The following is a 12,259-nucleotide window of genomic DNA, read 5'->3' as shown; positions in this document are numbered from 1 at the left end:
CCAACCTCTAATAGAAAGATTTTATTACAAATTTAACAATAATTTTTCCGGATTTTCAATAAGTTCTTTAATTTTTACTAAAAAAGTAACGCCTTCCTTGCCGTCTATTATTCGGTGGTCATAAGATAATGCAATATACATCATCGGACGCACTTCAATTTTGCCGTTTATTATCACGGCTCTTTCTTCTGTTTTATGAAGCCCTAAAATACCCGATTGCGGAGGATTAATAATCGGGGTTGATAATAACGAGCCATATACTCCACCGTTAGAAATCGAAAAAGTTCCGCCCGACAGATCGGTCATAGATAATTTCCCTTCTCTCGCTTTTTGAGCTAAGGCACCGATTTCTTTTTCTACGCCGGCAAATCCTAAATTATCGGCATTTCTAATAACGGGTACTACCAGACCTTGATTTGTACCGACCGCTACGCCGATATCGTAATAATTTTTATAAACAATATCATCGCCGTCTATTTCGGCATTTACTGAAGGAATCGTTTTTAAAGCTTCAATAGTAGCTTTCACGAAAAAAGACATAAATCCGAGTTTTACATTATGCTTTTTTTCAAATTCTTCTTTATATTGCGTACGCAAAGCTATTACTTTCGACATATCAATTTCGTTAAAAGTCGTCAAAATAGCTGCCGTATTTTGAGAATCTTTTAAACGCTGGGCAATAGTTTTACGCAAACGCGACATACGAACACGCTGCACTCTATCGTCATTTGCTTTTATGCCGCTAGTTGCTTGTGGAGTCGGTGCTTGACTTGCAGGAGTATTTAATACTTCCAATACATCGCCTTTAGTTATTCTTCCGTCTCTACCGGAAGCTTTTATATTACTCGGATCAAGTTTATTCTCAGTCACTAATTTTTGTACGGACGGAGCAAGGCTAGTGTTGGCTGCCGTAACTTTTTCTGACATTTGAGGCGTAGCGACTTTAGGAGGCGTAGAATTTGCAGTATCTTTTTGCGGCTGCGGCGATGTAGTAGTTCCTGCCTCTCCTTCTAGAATTTCCCCTATATCCTCACCGACTGCTACATTTGTTCCTTCATTTTTTAATATTTTACTAATAGTACCGTTAGCAGAAGCATTAACTTCTAGCGTAACTTTTTCCGTCTCAAGCTCTAATAACAACTCATCTATTTTAACGGCATCACCTTCTTTTTTATACCATTTGGCAATAGTCGCTTCCGTAACCGATTCGCCGAGAGACGGCACTGTAATTTTAACGCTCATATTGTTTTACTCCTTGTTACTAATATGTCATTTTTGTATTTTTTTATGTCATTCCCGTGCGGCATTGTTGCGCGGATACCTTTCAGCGTCATTGCGAGCGACCGAAGGGAGTGCGGCAATCTAAATAATTTCTTTATATAAATCCTTCCATTCTAAATTTATTTGCTCAATTAGCTTAATTTTCTTTTCTCTTGAGCCTGCTTTAATTTGTTTTTCTCTAGCTATTGCAGATATCATAGTTTCATGAATTTCATAAAATACTAGTATTTTACAATTATATTTTGTACTAAACCCTTTAATAAGCCCATTCCTATGTTCATATATACGCTTAATAAGATTTGAAGTTACACCTGTATAAATCGTACCACCACGTTTATCTGTAACAATATATACTGCTGGTTGTTTCATAATTTTTTAGATTGCCACGTCGCTACGCTCCTCGCAATGACGATGGAGATGCGACAACGTAAACCCCCAACGCATCTCTCACTAGTTTCTGCTGCTGTTCGGTATGTACATGTAACGACCCGACTGCAGGGGATGCTGAAGGCTCTCGCCCGACATATTTAAATCGGTTACTAACTCCGGCTTCTTTTAAAGCCCCCTCCAAATAAGAAACTATATAACTCCATGCTCCCATATTTTTTGGCTCTTCTTGGCACCAAATAAATTCTTTAGCTTTATTATATTTCTTTAATAAGTCTACTACTATATTTTTCTCGAAAGGATATAATTGTTCTAGCCTTATAATTACTATATTCGTGATGTTTTTATCTGTACGCACTTCTACTAAATCATAATAAACTTTACCGCTACATAAAATTACTTTTATAACCTTGCTTGCATCTATATTAACTTCATCCAGAACCGGTATAAAACTAGTTTTTTCGTCAAGCTCCGCAAGTGATGACACGGCTAATTTATGCCTTAATAATGATTTCGGCGTCATAACTATTAACGGCTTACGAGTAGTACCGAGTATTTGACGACGAAGCAGGTGAAAAATAGAAGCGGGAGTCGTCGGATAAGCAACATACATATTATCCTCCGCCGCTAGCTGTAAAAATCGCTCAAGCCTTGCCGAGCTATGTTCCGGTCCTTGTCCCTCGAAAGCATGCGGTAGTAAAACGACGAGACCGCTTAAACGTAGCCATTTAGTTTCACTACTAGAAATGAATTGATCAAATATAATTTGTGCGCCGTTGGCAAAATCACCGAACTGTGCTTCCCAAATAACTAAATTCCGAGGATCTGCTAAAGAATAACCATATTCAAAACCAAGTACCGCGTATTCGGATAAAAGACTGTCCGCTATTTCATATTTTGCTTGATTTTCGGCTAGATTATTTAGCGGTATATATTTCGTATCGTCTATCTGACTGTATAATACCGAATGACGATGTGAGAAAGTCCCGCGTCCTGAATCTTGACCGGTAAACCTTATTTTTGTACCCGAAATAAGCAAGCTTGAAAAAGCCAATTGCTCAGAAGTTGCCCAATCAATCGGTTTATCCTCTATTAAAGTGCTTTTACGCGCCTCAAATAATTTAACAAGTTTCAGATTAATTGCAAAATTTTTAGGCACTTCACATAATTTTACACCTATATCTTGCAGAGTTTTTTTATTAACACCGGTGGTAATTATTCCGGAACTAGAACGAGTTAGCCCTTGCCATAAACCACCTAGAAAATGCGCCTCTTGTTTATAGTTTTTAGCTTGCTCATATTCTTGATCTAATTTAGCTTTAAATTGCTCTTTCAGTTTAGCAAAATAACTACCGTCAATTACTCCGTCTTTTACTAGCTTATCGGCATAAACCGCACCAGGCGTGGGTTTATTTTTAATTGCATTATACATAACTGATTGCGTATACATCGGTTCATCGCCTTCATTATGACCGTATTTACGATAACAAATAATTTCAACTACAATATCCTTGCTAAATTTTTGCTGATACTCTACAGCAATATTAGTTACTTTTAAAACTGCTTCCATGTCGTCGCCGTTGACGTGAAAAATAGGTGCAGCAATTATTTTAGCAAATTCAGTAGAATATCTGCTTGAGCGGGTATCCTTGGCATTGGCTGTAAAGCCTAGCTGATTATTAATAACAAAATGTAATATCCCGCCGGTATCATAAGCAGCTAAATTTGACATAGATAAACATTCAGCTACGACTCCTTGACCGCAAAAAGCCGCATCGCCGTGAACTAAAATAGCCTTAACTTTTTTACGTTCAGTATCTCGTATAGCATCTTGTTTGGCTCTAACTTTTCCGGCAACTATCGGATTTACCGCTTCTAAATGAGAGGGGTTATCCGCCATCGATAAATGAATCTTTTTATCGCTCACAACTCTATCCGACGAATAACCTAAATGATATTTTACATCCCCCGAAACATTTAAGTCGTCAGGAAATACATTACCGCTAATAAATCCGGCAATAACGGCTTTATAAGGTTTACCGACTATTTTAGTAACAGTATTAAGTCGCCCCCTATGCGCCATACCGATTACAATTTCTTCGACGCCGTAACTAGCTGATAAGTTTATAGCTTTATCCATAGCAACTACCGAAGAATCTCCGCCTTCGACGGAAAAACGCTTTGCTCCGGGAAATTTTGTATGTAAATACTGCTCAAATCCTTCTACTTCTACCAAATCATTTAATATAATCTTTTTTTCTTCCGGTGATAACGTAGCTTCATTTTCTAGCTGACTATATAACCAATTTTTTTCTTCCGCACTTTCTACTTGTTCAAATTCAACGCCGATATGGTCGGAATAAGTTTTATCGAGTAGCTTAATTAATTCCGATAATTTGCATTTCTTTAATCCAAAAAATTCATCAGGAACATTTATAACATTCTCTAACTGCTCATTACTAAAATCAAAATTTAGAATATCAAGCTTTACATCATTTTTAGTTTTAACAATTTCAAGATTTAAGGGGTCAAGAGTTGTAAAGTAATGACCGTATTTACGATAGGCTTCGATCATTCTTACGGTTTTAAAACTATCTACTATTTCTGAAGATAAGGTAGGTTCTTCAGAAATTTTAACCTCTGAAGGGAGTATTATTTTAGCCGTGCTTTTATTAATTTTTGCACTCTCATTATCCTTAATCTGCCCAAAGAATGCTTGCCAAGTTTGATCAACAGAATTGGGATTTGTTAAATACTGCCGATATAATTCTTCTATAAAAACAGCATTACCGCCAAATAAAAACCCTGTTTGTTTAAAATATTCATCCATAAATAATGTTTTCCTAAATAGTATACTAAATCGTCATGGCGAAGCCACGGAGGCGTTGCCGCGTAGTTCGAGAATTAATAAAAACCCGTCATTGCGAAGCCACGAAGTGGCTGTGGCAATCCAGGCTATCCCGAATGTAATGAGGGATTTAATTAGAATGCTAATTTATATAGCTGACAAGTTTAGCATGCAAATATGTTTAACTTGATTGCCACATCGCTTAGAGCAGCAATCCAGTTAAATAATTTCATTATACAAATCTCTCCATTCTAAATTCAGTTGCTCAATTAACTTAAGCTTTTTTTCTCGTGAACCTGATTTAATTTGTTTTTCTCTTATTATTGCTGATTCCATAGTTTCACAAATCTCATAAAATACAAGTATTTTACAATTGTATCTTTTACTAAATCCATTCATAAGACCGCTCTTATGTTCATATATACGTTTAACAAGATTGGAAGTTACACCGGTATAAATCGTACCGTTTCGTTTATCAGCAATAATATACACCACAAGTTGTTTCATAATATTTTTTTCTGGATTGCCGCGTCGGTGCTACGCACCTCCTCGCAATGACGTTTAGGGTATCCACGCAATGCCTCCTAGCAATGACGTTGAGAGATTCACACGGGCATTATCTTCTCAACATCCCCTTAACCTTATTAAGCATAATCCCGTTTTTTAAATCGTCAATTGATGATTTGTTAAGCGCATGCACTAACAACATATTGTTATTTATATCAAGTGTTACGGTACCCGGCGTTAGGGTAATCGAATTACCGTATATTACCTGTCCTATTTCCGGTAACCCTTCTGCATCAACCCATTCAAAAGTCGGTTCTATTTTCATATCTCTACCCCAGACGATTTTAATAACCGCAAACGCAGATTTATATATTTCTACCAGTAACCATAAAAAATATAATGGGGCTTTATAATTCAAATGCATTTTGTGCGGTATAATATCAAGCCATCGAGAAAATAAATAAATACCTACAGGGACAATACCCATCCATAACATTTTAATAGGGTTATTTAATTCTCCCATTAACCCGATCCAGATTATCGACAAAATAAAAAATGTAATAATTTTAATGCGCATTGACCGCTTTCTTTAGTTTAATATTGGAAGTAAAAGGAATCAAAACCATAATCATCACAAATATTAACCCTATCATATTAAATATATTATTTATTGCAATTACAAACGCATCGGCATTTATTTGATTCGCAAGTAACAAATACGAAGCTTTTTCCGGATCGACGACTTTCCCGTCCAATAACTGACTAAAAAATGCTAATTGCTCTGCTGCACTCGAAGAAGTAGAAGAAATATTTTCTCCTAAATAGCCGGCAAAAGTTTTAGTGTAGTTAGTAAGGATAGTACTAATTACCGCAAGCCCTACTGCTCCACCAAGGTTACGGGTAAGATTATAAAGACCGCTGGCATTTCCCACTCTTTCTCTCGGCATATTGCCGAGAGCAATGTTATTGGTCGGTATGAAACAAAACATTAAAGATAAGCCTCTAACAAATTGCGGTAACACAAACTCGGCAAATCTCGAATCCGGTGTTAAAAAACTATTTAAATGACAACCCAAGGCAAATCCTCCAAGCCCTATAATCAGCATTATCCTTAAATCGACACCGGCGCCTAACATCCTGCCGGCAATCGGAGCGGATAAAAATTGCGCCGCTCCCGTCACCATCATAGTAACACCGATTTGCACGGTATCATACCCTGCTATCGTAAATAAAAATAACGGCAAGATATATACCGCTCCGTATAAGCCGATACCCATCACAAAAGAATAAAGGCAGCCGAAAGTAAAGTCCTTATATAAAAACGTTCGCAGGTCTAAAATCGGATTAACAAATGTTAATTCCCAAATAATTAAAGCAATAAAACCGCTAGCTACCATAATACTTAGAAGCAATATTTCAGTGTCTTCTAGCCACCCCTTTTTATTTCCTTCTTCTAAAACATATTGCAATGTTCCAAGGGTTACAGCCATCAGTGCTATACCGATAAAGTCAAAATTTTTCAGTAAATTATAATTAGGTTTATCAAAATCGGCATAAAGAAAAACGACTGTGCAAACAAAAATCCCGGGTATGACGTTAAGCAAAAACATAAAATGCCAAGATAAAACTTCCGTAATATAGCCTCCGAGTGTCGGTCCAAGCGTCGGCGCTACGGTTACTACTAACCCAATTAATATCGTTACTGTCGGGCGCTGAGAGACGGGGAAAATTATAAAAACAGTACTAAAAACCGTGGGTATCATTGCACCGCCGAAAAATCCTTGCAAAGCTCTAAAAATAATCATTGATTCAATATTAGTAGCAAGAGAGCATAATATGCTCATAATAGTAAAACCGAACGCCGCAATAAAATAGGAAATTCTGGTCGAAAGTAATCTAGCTAGAAAGCCGGTAATAGGTATTATAATTACTTCGGCTATTAAATAAGATGTTTGAACCCAGGACAGCTCATCACTTGAGGCAGCAAGCCCTGCAGCTATTACCGACAATGAGCTTGCGACGATTTGGATATCGAGTACCGCCATAAACATCCCGACAACCATTCCGAAAAAAGCAAATAACTGCTTTTTTGACAGAGCCGCCGGCTCGGCTAAATCATTTTTCTGCATATTAATCTATTATTAACCCAAATAAGGAGATTATCATTTTATTATTTCTAATGCAAATTTAGAAAGTATTTAATTCTAAATATTGGCGTTGTTGCATGGCTAATAATTTACCGTATTATGGTTATTATAAGTACGGTGTCATACCGAGGCCCCTCCCCACTACTGTACGAACGTTTAAATAAAGAGGTAAAAATTCTGTCATTCCGTGGCTACGACCACTTCAGTCCAGCTTATAATATCATAAAAAGATTCTAAAATAAGTCTAATATGGCTTTATTTTCCTGGATGCCGTGATCAAGTCACGGCATGACACAGCCTTTTTTCAACGTTCGTACAGTAGTGGGCCCTCCCACGGTATCCGGAAAAACCTTAATAAAAAGACTGGATGCCGCGGTCAAGCAACTAGATGACACCGTACGCTTTGCAAAAAACTCGAGCCATACAACAAAGCCTCTAAACAAAAATTATTGATTTTATTTATTATTAATATATTATAATAAATAACTTTTATTAACTATTAGGAGAAGAAATGCAAGATTTAGCACAAAAAATTATATCTTTTTCTGAACATAAATCAGACCTAGAACAAATAAAAGAATCAATAAAAGAAGGATGGGCAATAGTAAAATTGGTACCTAATAAAGGTCGTTTTATCGGGCTTTTGGAAAAAATTTCGCTCATGGAAGATGATAGCGTATATCTCCCGCCAAGAAAAAAAATAATAGTTAATAATTAAGTAGGAAAATTTTTGTAGCGAAATTCAAAATAAAGAATCTAGCATATACAGCTAAATTCCGAAAGCCTCAGACAAGATAAATTTAAAGACGAGCCTGAGCAGCGTACTAGAGTAGGTGAGTACAGGCGAATGTCGAAAATTTGCTTGTATCAAGCTTTTTGAATGACGCTGTAGCTTTTATTTAAATAAAAAATCAAATTTATTGCCTATAGTAATATCTAAATACTCGGCAAAAGGCGGCAAGCCGTCAAGCTCTATTGCCATATTTATCGTTTGATCAGGCAAAATATTAATATTCATCTTATTAGTTACGTAAGAATCCAAAATTTTCCGGTTTTTATCGATTATCCTAACCCTAAATATTAGGTTTGATATTTGATAACTCGACGGGTTAGTTACTGCATATGAAATTTTTATTCTATCAGGATTTTTAATATCTTGAATAACAATATGATCAATTTTTAATTGATCATACCTAACTAAAAATCTACAATTATCTTCTAATAATATTATTGAAGAAAAAATAATAAAGCTAATCCATAACAAAGAAAAAAAACTATAGTTAGGAGGTTTACGGGGTAATAACGCCGGTAGACCGCTACCCTCTGTATAAAATTCATTTTTAAAAGGTGTAGTAATAGCTTCAGGGGGTTCTTCAATTTTAGCAAAATCAGTTAGTTTCGTAGCATTATAATCTAATTTTTGATGCCAAATATGACGGCATTTAGAACACTTAACTTTTCGACCGTTTATACCTATTTGCTCGTTAAAAACGGTAAATTTTGTCTGACAATTTGGACAAGTAATATACATTTAATTATTATATTTTATAAATTGACTTAATGATAAAGTTATTTATTATTTTTATCATATAGACCTATACAGTATTATGCTATACTGCTCGTATTTCAGGAATTAGATTTTATTTTGAAGGGTGAGTACACGCAGCCTATACTTAAATAGGCGAGTATGTAAATCCCTGATAAAATAAAAAAATAATTCCTGAAAGATGAGTAGTATAGCATATATTAAAGAAATTGAAGACGCTTGGCAAATAAAAGATAAACTACTACATGACTCTTCAAAGTTAAAGGATATTAGAGAGATAGTTAATAACATTATAAACGATTTAAATCAAGGTACCCTTAGAGTTTGTGAAAAAAAAGAAAATAATTGGTATGTGAATGAATGGATAAAAAAAGCGATATTATTATATTTTATCGTTACTGAATCAAAAATTTACACTAGTAATTATAAAAATTGGTACGACAAAATTCCTGCTAAATTCTCGCCGGACACCGATGAAAGTACTTTTAAAAAAGCCGGAATGCGGGTAGTACCCGGAGCTTTTATTAGAACCGGTACCTATATAGCCAAAAATGTTGTCGTTATGCCTTCTTTTATTAATATCGGCGCTTATATAGACGAAGGAACAATGATTGATAGCTGGGCAACAATCGGCTCTTGTGCGCAAATCGGTAAAAATTGTCATATCTCAGGCGGTACAGGAATAGGCGGCGTATTAGAACCATTGCAAGCAAAGCCGGTAATAATTGAAGATAATTGTTTTATCGGGGCTAGATCAGAAATAGCCGAAGGCGTAATAGTAGAAGAAGGCGCAGTAATTAGTATGGGCGTATTTATTGCCACCTCCACGAAGATAGTATATAGAGATACGGGCGAAATTATTTACGGCAGAGTACCGCCTTATTCGGTGGTAGTACCGGGGACGCTTCCCGCAGCTGAAGCGGGTAAAGCCGGGCTTTATTGCGCGGTTATAGTAAAACAAGTTGATAAAATAACTAGGAGCAAAATTGCTATTAATGAACTGCTAAGGGTTTAATTATTGAGATTACTTAGTATTGCGAGGAGGCAATGCTGCATAGATGTTAGTTTAAGGGACAAATAAGCCTCTAATGTCATTCCTAGCTAAAGGCGGGGCGTTGTTGGGTGGCTCTAAAAAAGTGCCGTATGTCATTCTAGCTAAAAGCGGGAATCCAGGCTTTTTTTGTCATGCTGAACTTGTTTCAGCATCTTTTTAATATATCCTGAAATAAATTCAGGATGACTTTTTTATATTTTCTGGATTCCCGCTTTTAGCTAGAATGACATCGAAAATCCGAGCCATGCAACAAGGTTTACGGCTTCCTCGCAATGACGGATTCAGTATACAGCTAAATTCAGAAAGATTTAGACAAGATGAATTTAAAGGTGAGCCTGCGCTAGCCGTTAATAATACGTGAGTACAGGCGAATCCAGAAAAATTCGCTTGTATCAAGCGATCGAGATGACGCTGTACACAACCGACACTTGACTTAGCCTTATCTTGTTAATCTAGTTAACTAATAATTTAAAAAATTTATTATATGAAATTACTAAAAATATTTTTATTATCTTTTTTACTACTTGCTTGCGAAAAACAGGAATCCGAACATAATTTAATTGTCGGCACTTCTGCCGATAATCCTCCTTATGAATTTATTCAAAACGGTGAAATTGTTGGACTTGATATTGATATTATAAATGCAATAGGCGAACGTTTAAACAAAAAAGTCATCATAAAAAACTTTGATTTTAACGGGTTACTTGCAGCTTTAGTTAGCGAAAATATCGATGTCGTCATAGCTGCGCTTTCTGCCACTCCGGAACGGCAAAAATATATTAGTTTTTCCGATAATTATGGGAAGACAAAATTATCGATCTTATATAGATTGGAGGACAATATACAAAGCGTTGATGATTTGAACAATAAAATAGTCGGAGCGCAACTCGGTAGTAGTTGGGAAAAAACAGCTCAAGAACTAGCGCAAAAAATAAATATTAAAATTAACTCTTTATCAAATAATTTAATGTTAGTGGAAGAACTAAAATCAAAGGTTATAGATGCCGTTATCCTTGAAGAATTCCAATCCATAAAATTTAAAGAAAATAATTCTAATCTGGCGAGCTGTACTTTGGAAGAATTTTCTTCGGAATTTGCGATAGCTATGTCTAAAGATTCAGGACTTATTAAAGAAATTAATGAAGCAATCGGCGCATTAAAAAAAGACGGAACTCTTAATAAAATTATGAAAAAATGGCTAATACAGTAAAAAACGACGAATTTAAAAATGCAATGAGCCGATTCCCTACCGGCGTCACTGTTATAACTACTTCCTATAACAACGAACTTTTCGGTTTTACGGCTAATTCCTTTACTTCCGTATCCTTGACACCGCCGTTAGTCTCTTTTTGTCTTGATGAAAAAGCTTTTAGTATCGGCGGTTTTAGCAATAGCGATAAATTTGCAGTTAGTATTTTAGCTGAAGACCAATCTGATCTTTCTAAGCATTTTTCCAAGCATAACCTAGACAAATTTTTAAATATTTCTTATGAATTAGGGCAATATACCGCTTGCCCGTTAATAAATGGTGCAATTTGCCATATTGAATGCCGAAAAGTTGCAAGCTATAAAGCCGGCGATCATATTATATTTATTGGCGAAGTTATTAATACCGCTATAAAACATAACTCAAAACCGTTATTATATTTCCTAAAATCATATCAAGAATTAAAATGACTATCAACATTGGGCTTTGCGGTGCCACCGGTAGAATGGGGCAAACGATTAAAGACAGAATTAGCAAGTTTGATCAATGCAGAATTACGGCGCAATTTAATAGCCTAAACAATTTAAGCAACTTATATGATCTTTGTAAAAATTCCGCGATAGTTATCGATTTTTCTACTCCGGAACTATTAGAAAAACTAATAGATAGCGCTCTTAAGCACAAAACTAAATTAGTAATCGGTACTACCGGCTTAAAACCTCAATATTTGGATTATATAAAAACGGCGGCAAAAACTTTGCCTATTTTATATTCCGCTAATATGAGTTTAGGGGCTAATTTACTAGGAGTTTTAGCTAAGATAGCTGCAAAAACTCTTGATAATAGTTATGATGTTGAAATTTTAGATACTCATCACCGCGCTAAAAAAGATGCACCGTCAGGGACGGCTATTTTACTCGGCGAAATAATTGCAGCAGCAAAGGGTTTAAATTTTGATGAATGCGCGGCATTTAATCGCAGTAATAACAGAGGCAGAAAAGATAACGAAATCGGTATTACTTCGCTACGCGGCGGGAATATTCACGGCATACACGATATATATTTTTTGAGCGATGACCAAACAATCACCTTGCAACATCAAGCTCTTAATAAAAATTCTTTTGCCGACGGCGCAATTCAAGCCGCTATTTGGCTAGCCGACAAGCCGCCAGGATTATATTCTATGCTAGACGTGTTTAAGATGTGAAGATAGATAGCTTGAAATTCTACGTCATTGCGAGCCGCTGCAAGCGTTGTTGCATGGCTCGAAATCCTTATAAAA

At 35.9% G+C, this 12,259-nt stretch carries 17 protein-coding genes; 9 read left to right on the top strand and 8 right to left on the bottom strand.

The features are described from left to right. Positions 1–24: 24 nt before the first annotated feature. The 4 genes from odhB to AAGD64_RS01470 are packed head-to-tail and all read right to left on the bottom strand — an operon-like array spanning position 25 to position 4,498. Complete coding sequence (gene odhB, locus AAGD64_RS01485; protein ID WP_341793600.1) at positions 25–1,242, bottom strand: 2-oxoglutarate dehydrogenase complex dihydrolipoyllysine-residue succinyltransferase; 1,218 nt, start codon at positions 1,240–1,242, stop codon at positions 25–27. Further along, positions 1,239–1,361 (bottom strand): hypothetical protein, encoded by a 123-nt coding sequence (locus tag AAGD64_RS01480; protein WP_341793599.1) that lies wholly within the window; start codon positions 1,359–1,361, stop codon positions 1,239–1,241. Before AAGD64_RS01480 ends, odhB begins: the two co-directional genes overlap by 4 nt. Position 1,362: 1 nt before the next feature. Beyond that, positions 1,363–1,650, bottom strand: a complete 288-nt coding sequence (locus AAGD64_RS01475) for a GIY-YIG nuclease family protein (RefSeq protein WP_253308083.1) — start codon at positions 1,648–1,650, stop codon at positions 1,363–1,365. A gap of 22 nt (positions 1,651–1,672) precedes the next feature. Then, a complete protein-coding gene (locus AAGD64_RS01470) occupies positions 1,673–4,498 on the bottom strand; it encodes a 2-oxoglutarate dehydrogenase E1 component (protein WP_341793598.1) in 2,826 nt (941 codons plus the stop codon). A gap of 55 nt (positions 4,499–4,553) precedes the next feature. On the opposite strand from AAGD64_RS01470, the gene AAGD64_RS01465 reads away from it, so the two are divergent. Next, complete coding sequence (locus AAGD64_RS01465; protein WP_341793597.1) at positions 4,554–4,706, top strand: hypothetical protein; 153 nt, start codon at positions 4,554–4,556, stop codon at positions 4,704–4,706. A 29-nt stretch (positions 4,707–4,735) separates the two neighbouring features. Here AAGD64_RS01465 and AAGD64_RS01460 read toward each other — a convergent pair whose 3' ends face one another. From AAGD64_RS01460 to AAGD64_RS01450, 3 genes are all read right to left on the bottom strand, one after another. Then, on the bottom strand, positions 4,736–5,023 hold the full coding sequence (locus AAGD64_RS01460; protein ID WP_341793596.1) for a GIY-YIG nuclease family protein: 288 nt from the start codon (positions 5,021–5,023) through the stop codon (positions 4,736–4,738). A 109-nt stretch (positions 5,024–5,132) separates the two neighbouring features. After that, positions 5,133–5,519, bottom strand: a complete 387-nt coding sequence (locus AAGD64_RS01455) for a Na+/H+ antiporter subunit E (protein WP_341794215.1) — start codon at positions 5,517–5,519, stop codon at positions 5,133–5,135. A 70-nt stretch (positions 5,520–5,589) separates the two neighbouring features. Beyond that, the gene (locus tag AAGD64_RS01450) at positions 5,590–7,152 is read right to left on the bottom strand and encodes a DHA2 family efflux MFS transporter permease subunit (protein WP_341793595.1); all 1,563 of its coding nucleotides are present in this window, start codon (positions 7,150–7,152) and stop codon (positions 5,590–5,592) included. 117 nt (positions 7,153–7,269) lie between these two features. On the opposite strand from AAGD64_RS01450, the gene AAGD64_RS01445 reads away from it, so the two are divergent. After that, on the top strand, positions 7,270–7,407 hold the full coding sequence (locus tag AAGD64_RS01445) for a hypothetical protein (protein ID WP_341793482.1): 138 nt from the start codon (positions 7,270–7,272) through the stop codon (positions 7,405–7,407). A gap of 274 nt (positions 7,408–7,681) precedes the next feature. Beyond that, a complete protein-coding gene (locus AAGD64_RS01440) occupies positions 7,682–7,888 on the top strand; it encodes a DUF2674 domain-containing protein (protein ID WP_341793594.1) in 207 nt (68 codons plus the stop codon). A 177-nt stretch (positions 7,889–8,065) separates the two neighbouring features. Here the strand turns inward: AAGD64_RS01440 and AAGD64_RS01435 are convergent, their stop codons facing one another. After that, positions 8,066–8,701 carry an MJ0042-type zinc finger domain-containing protein gene (locus AAGD64_RS01435; RefSeq protein WP_341793593.1) on the bottom strand — a complete coding sequence of 212 codons (636 nt, stop codon included), beginning with the start codon at positions 8,699–8,701 and terminating at the stop codon, positions 8,066–8,068. Positions 8,702–8,897: 196 nt separating this feature from the next. On the opposite strand from AAGD64_RS01435, the gene dapD reads away from it, so the two are divergent. The 6 genes from dapD to dapB all read left to right on the top strand — a co-directional run bounded on the left by dapD (position 8,898) and on the right by dapB (position 12,184). Next, positions 8,898–9,731, top strand: a complete 834-nt coding sequence (gene dapD / locus AAGD64_RS01430) for a 2,3,4,5-tetrahydropyridine-2,6-dicarboxylate N-succinyltransferase (protein WP_341793592.1) — start codon at positions 8,898–8,900, stop codon at positions 9,729–9,731. Positions 9,732–9,804: 73 nt separating this feature from the next. Further along, positions 9,805–9,930 (top strand): hypothetical protein, encoded by a 126-nt coding sequence (locus tag AAGD64_RS01425; RefSeq protein ID WP_341793591.1) that lies wholly within the window; start codon positions 9,805–9,807, stop codon positions 9,928–9,930. Positions 9,931–9,993: 63 nt separating this feature from the next. Continuing rightward, positions 9,994–10,131, top strand: coding sequence for a palindromic element RPE3 domain-containing protein (locus tag AAGD64_RS01420; protein WP_253308090.1), 138 nt, complete (start codon positions 9,994–9,996; stop codon positions 10,129–10,131). Between the two features lie 123 nt (positions 10,132–10,254). Then, on the top strand, positions 10,255–10,980 hold the full coding sequence (locus AAGD64_RS01410; RefSeq protein WP_341793590.1) for an ABC transporter substrate-binding protein: 726 nt from the start codon (positions 10,255–10,257) through the stop codon (positions 10,978–10,980). Beyond that, positions 10,965–11,447 (top strand): flavin reductase family protein, encoded by a 483-nt coding sequence (locus AAGD64_RS01405; RefSeq protein ID WP_341793589.1) that lies wholly within the window; start codon positions 10,965–10,967, stop codon positions 11,445–11,447. Before AAGD64_RS01410 ends, AAGD64_RS01405 begins: the two co-directional genes overlap by 16 nt. After that, positions 11,444–12,184 (top strand): 4-hydroxy-tetrahydrodipicolinate reductase, encoded by a 741-nt coding sequence (gene dapB, locus AAGD64_RS01400; RefSeq protein ID WP_341793588.1) that lies wholly within the window; start codon positions 11,444–11,446, stop codon positions 12,182–12,184. Before AAGD64_RS01405 ends, dapB begins: the two co-directional genes overlap by 4 nt. Positions 12,185–12,259 lie beyond the last annotated feature (75 nt).

Origin of the sequence: Rickettsia endosymbiont of Ceutorhynchus obstrictus, from assembly GCF_964026565.1 — a bacterium.
Lineage (GTDB): Bacteria > Pseudomonadota > Alphaproteobacteria > Rickettsiales > Rickettsiaceae > Rickettsia.
This window is presented reverse-complemented; position numbering and strand designations above follow the sequence as displayed.

What these genes read in the sequence shown, in the direction of transcription:
- odhB (WP_341793600.1), bottom strand. Translation starts at nt 1,242, where the DNA reads ATGAGCGTTAAAATTACAGTGCCGTCTCTCGGCGAATCGGTTACGGAA.
- AAGD64_RS01475 (WP_253308083.1), bottom strand. Translation starts at nt 1,650, where the DNA reads ATGAAACAACCAGCAGTATATATTGTTACAGATAAACGTGGTGGTACG.
- AAGD64_RS01470 (WP_341793598.1), bottom strand. Translation starts at nt 4,498, where the DNA reads ATGGATGAATATTTTAAACAAACAGGGTTTTTATTTGGCGGTAATGCT.
- AAGD64_RS01460 (WP_341793596.1), bottom strand. Translation starts at nt 5,023, where the DNA reads ATGAAACAACTTGTGGTGTATATTATTGCTGATAAACGAAACGGTACG.
- AAGD64_RS01455 (WP_341794215.1), bottom strand. Translation starts at nt 5,519, where the DNA reads ATGTTATGGATGGGTATTGTCCCTGTAGGTATTTATTTATTTTCTCGA.
- AAGD64_RS01450 (WP_341793595.1), bottom strand. Translation starts at nt 7,152, where the DNA reads ATGCAGAAAAATGATTTAGCCGAGCCGGCGGCTCTGTCAAAAAAGCAG.
- AAGD64_RS01445 (WP_341793482.1), top strand. Translation starts at nt 7,270, where the DNA reads ATGGTTATTATAAGTACGGTGTCATACCGAGGCCCCTCCCCACTACTG.
- AAGD64_RS01440 (WP_341793594.1), top strand. Translation starts at nt 7,682, where the DNA reads ATGCAAGATTTAGCACAAAAAATTATATCTTTTTCTGAACATAAATCA.
- AAGD64_RS01435 (WP_341793593.1), bottom strand. Translation starts at nt 8,701, where the DNA reads ATGTATATTACTTGTCCAAATTGTCAGACAAAATTTACCGTTTTTAAC.
- dapD (WP_341793592.1), top strand. Translation starts at nt 8,898, where the DNA reads ATGAGTAGTATAGCATATATTAAAGAAATTGAAGACGCTTGGCAAATA.
- AAGD64_RS01425 (WP_341793591.1), top strand. Translation starts at nt 9,805, where the DNA reads ATGTCATTCCTAGCTAAAGGCGGGGCGTTGTTGGGTGGCTCTAAAAAA.
- AAGD64_RS01420 (WP_253308090.1), top strand. Translation starts at nt 9,994, where the DNA reads ATGACATCGAAAATCCGAGCCATGCAACAAGGTTTACGGCTTCCTCGC.
- AAGD64_RS01410 (WP_341793590.1), top strand. Translation starts at nt 10,255, where the DNA reads ATGAAATTACTAAAAATATTTTTATTATCTTTTTTACTACTTGCTTGC.
- AAGD64_RS01405 (WP_341793589.1), top strand. Translation starts at nt 10,965, where the DNA reads ATGGCTAATACAGTAAAAAACGACGAATTTAAAAATGCAATGAGCCGA.
- dapB (WP_341793588.1), top strand. Translation starts at nt 11,444, where the DNA reads ATGACTATCAACATTGGGCTTTGCGGTGCCACCGGTAGAATGGGGCAA.